The following is a 2,901-nucleotide window of genomic DNA, read 5'->3' as shown; positions in this document are numbered from 1 at the left end:
ATGTTCACAATGTGGTAAAACAATCGAACATGGTGAACAATTTGCAGTTTCTTTAGTATTACCTGAAGAAAAAAATATGCCTGTTGGACATCTTCACTATTCGCTTGCTAAAATAATCAAATTTTATTATAAAAACACAATATATATGCACAAAAATAGAAGCTATTTTAATCAATCTTTTTTCAAAATAGCTTCTATTTTTTACTGTAAAGTAAGGGTTCAGACGCACTTTTTAATCAAACTTTAATTCAAAGATACACTTAGTATGAGCATTATATTTTATTATTTTGTACTAATCATGGGGGTATGTATATGCGTAAATTGTTCAGTGGAAAACGTGTACTAGAAAGAGAAACAAACGATGGTTCCTCGTATTTTGTAGTACCAGAAGAGAAATTTCAAAAGTATGTGGTGTTATGGGGATATTTAATCCCACACGGAGTTTTCAATCAGCCTAATAAATGGGTAAATACATATACGATAAACCCTTTGGATACATATGTTTTAGTAACAGATTTCAATCCTAAAGAGTATGAATATATGATTTATGAAGAAACAAGGGTTGCTAGACAATTGCATCAAATATTAGAACCTTATGGAATAGATATTAATAATGAATTTGACAAGTTCGTAGAGTTAGAAGAGATTCCTGAAGCAGCCATAAGTAAAGGATTGCTTAATAGAAAAAAGGTGTATGAATGATTATCCAGAAGACTTTCCAGTAGTCGACGGCTATGAATATATAATTGAGGGTGAGAAAAAGAAACTCATTATTGAAACCGAAACTTATCATGATGATGACACACTATATGACCAAACGGGGAATTTTGATCGCAGTTATATCGTTGAAACTTATCGTAAGACAATTACAAATGGATATATTTATGTATTTAAAACGCATGACAATAGATGGTATCAATATTATGCAGAAGGCGCTAGTAAAGACTGTTGGATCATGAAAGAAGTATATGATGATGAGTTAGACGATATACCAATTTCATCTTATGAACTTATTGAAACAGAGAAACGTGAAATTCCAGAAGAAGATTTAATAACTAATATTAGTTGGGAAGAATTACTCGATCCGAATAGGGAATGTGATTGCTATTACTCTGATAAAATCTTTGCAATGAGTTTCTTAGCTAATGAGGGAAGATATAATGTAGTAAACATTGACGGGGAATGGAAAAGATATAGTGAAATGGTCTTTTAAGGAGAAGAACCGTTTTCTAAATGGGATGATTTAGTATATATTGGGACGGCTAAACAAGGGGCAACTGAAGGAAGACAATTTACCCAAGAAGAAATGATACAATTTGCAGTGTATATGAGAGAAAAGAAAGAGAATTCATTATTGCATTAATCAAAAGGGTGTACGGATTGGGAAGAATCCTTAAGCTATTAAGGATTCTTTTTTTTATCTAAAATGGGTTTCTTTGCCCATCCCCCGAAAAGGGGTGTTAATACAAAATATTCCAAATCAATAGTAGTTAACCTATAAAATAAATTGCTATCCAATTATCAACCATTTTTTTCATTTGACAATTTTTATCTCATTCATAGGCCAAAAAACAACATTTGCTTTTCCAATAATATTATCTGCCGATATAAAACCAATATCACGACTATCTTTACTACCACGGCGATTGTCTCCTAATACAAAATAGTGTCCCTCTGGAACTACTTTACTAAAAGTTGATGGCAATGTTTTTATATTAAAGTCATCAGTAAGTAACTCACCCCTTGCCAACTCTTTTTTTTGACTATCTAAATAAACCTCACTATATTTTTTACCATTTATGTATAGCTGGTCATTTTTATATTCAACATAATCCCCTGGAAGGCCAATAATACGTTTTATATAATTCATTCCATCTTTATGTTTGAATACTGAAATATCAAATCGTTCTAGACCATTTAGTTTGTATCCAATTTTATTCGCTACCATTCTATCTCCGTCCTGAAGAGTTGACATCATTGAGTTCCCCTCAACTACTACAGGAGTAAATATAAAGTAGCGTAGTAAGATAATTAATATAGCCATTACTATTAAGGGCAGAATCCAATTTTCTTGTATTCTTTTTTTAGATTCATACAGCTCATTTTTTCCCATTATCCATCATTACCTTCCCCCTTAGAAAATATTATAAAAATAATTTCAGGTCAATAAATTTTCAGTACACCTTTCCATCTACTATGTTTATTATTCCATCGCATTGTTTCGCAATCTTATCATCATGGGTTACGATTAAAATAGTTTTTTTCTGTTCTTGATGTATTGTTTTAAAAATATCTAAAACCTGCTGACCTGTTCTTTGATCCAACGCTCCAGTTGGTTCATCTGCCAAAATAATATCCGGATTATTAATTAATGCTCGTGCAATTGCTACACGTTGTCGTTGTCCTCCAGATAAATTATATGCATATTCAGATGATTTATCTTTCATACCAAGCATATCAAGCATTGATAGCACTCTTTCTTTTTTGTTAGTTTTGTCCTTGCTGTACAAAATTGGAATTTCGACATTTTTCATAACAGTGTAGTCCTCAATAAGTGCAAAATCTTGTACAACAAAACCGAAGTGTTCATTTCGAATAGTAGCTAATTTTCTTCGGTTTAAAGATTGTAATTCTTGATCATACAATTTATAAGTACCCGTACTCGGGATATCTAGGCAACCAAGTATATTCAATAATGTAGATTTACCTGACCCTGACGGGCCCATAATCGCTAACATACTATTTTTTTCTATTTTTAAATCAATATTTTGAAGAACTTTCACTTCATTGGATTTAGACTCATTATAAACTTTTGAAATATTATTTAGCTCAATCATTTATTCTTTTCTCCTTAATATGTCACTTATCTGTAAGCTAAACAGCTTAATAAAGCTAGGAATA

At 31.3% G+C, this 2,901-nt stretch carries 2 protein-coding genes and 2 pseudogenes; 2 read left to right on the top strand and 2 right to left on the bottom strand.

From position 1 onward, the window contains the following. Both ACQGSG_RS28060 and ACQGSG_RS28055 read left to right on the top strand, forming a co-directional pair. Positions 1-247 (top strand): annotated as a pseudogene (locus ACQGSG_RS28060) (hypothetical protein); the annotation flags it as partial. A gap of 65 nt (positions 248-312) precedes the next feature. Continuing rightward, positions 313-1,363 (top strand): annotated as a pseudogene (locus tag ACQGSG_RS28055) (hypothetical protein). Positions 1,364-1,534: 171 nt separating this feature from the next. On the opposite strand, the gene lepB reads toward ACQGSG_RS28055, so the two are convergent. Together lepB and ACQGSG_RS28045 are read right to left on the bottom strand one after the other, a co-directional pair. Then, the gene (lepB, locus tag ACQGSG_RS28050; protein WP_426948594.1) at positions 1,535-2,113 is read right to left on the bottom strand and encodes a signal peptidase I; all 579 of its coding nucleotides are present in this window, start codon (positions 2,111-2,113) and stop codon (positions 1,535-1,537) included. Positions 2,114-2,174: 61 nt separating this feature from the next. Then, a complete protein-coding gene (locus ACQGSG_RS28045) occupies positions 2,175-2,837 on the bottom strand; it encodes an ABC transporter ATP-binding protein (protein WP_426948592.1) in 663 nt (220 codons plus the stop codon). Between the last annotated feature and the right edge of the window lie 64 nt (positions 2,838-2,901).

Origin of the sequence: Bacillus sp. GMa5/1 (genome assembly GCF_050172015.1) — a bacterium.
Taxonomy (GTDB): Bacteria; Bacillota; Bacilli; order Bacillales; family Bacillaceae_G; genus Bacillus_A; species Bacillus_A cereus.
This window is presented reverse-complemented; position numbering and strand designations above follow the sequence as displayed.